This is a genomic window from Kitasatospora sp. MBT66 (assembly GCF_000710405.2).
Classification (GTDB): domain Bacteria; phylum Actinomycetota; class Actinomycetes; order Streptomycetales; family Streptomycetaceae; genus Kitasatospora; species Kitasatospora purpeofusca.
Genome location: NZ_JAIY01000008.1, coordinates 220,639 through 221,011 on the forward strand (window position 1 = coordinate 220,639; position 373 = coordinate 221,011).

The 373-nt window shown below is 71.3% G+C and carries 1 pseudogene; it reads right to left on the bottom strand.

Features of this window, described 5'->3' with window-relative positions:
- A pseudogene (locus tag BI06_RS53715) lies at positions 1-187 on the bottom strand (NADH-quinone oxidoreductase subunit A); the annotation flags it as partial.
- Positions 188-373 lie beyond the last annotated feature (186 nt).

Consider the following 373-nt stretch of genomic DNA (forward strand, 5'->3'; position numbering starts at 1 on the left):
GGAGCTTCTCCGGCGAGTACACCACCGGCCGGAGCAGTCGGTTGGCGGTGAACGCCACCGTCACGAAGAGCACGCCGACGACGGCGAGCAGGCCCATCGCGGCGTACGCGTCGAAGTAGCCGCTGCCGGCCGCCGGGTCGGCCGCGACCGAAGCCGCCTGCTGCCCCACCATGCCTCGCCTCCACATCGGCCGCGGAACCCGCCCTCGGGGCGGTTCTACGACGTTCCTTTACACGCCCATAACCATCGCCAGTGCGTGAGTCTAAGTGCACGGCCCCCGTGCCCGGCATCCTGCCCGGTCCTCAAGACATCCGATGGACGGCCGGTGGACACCCGGCGGCACACGGCGGTCACCCCGTCGTCACCCGGGCGC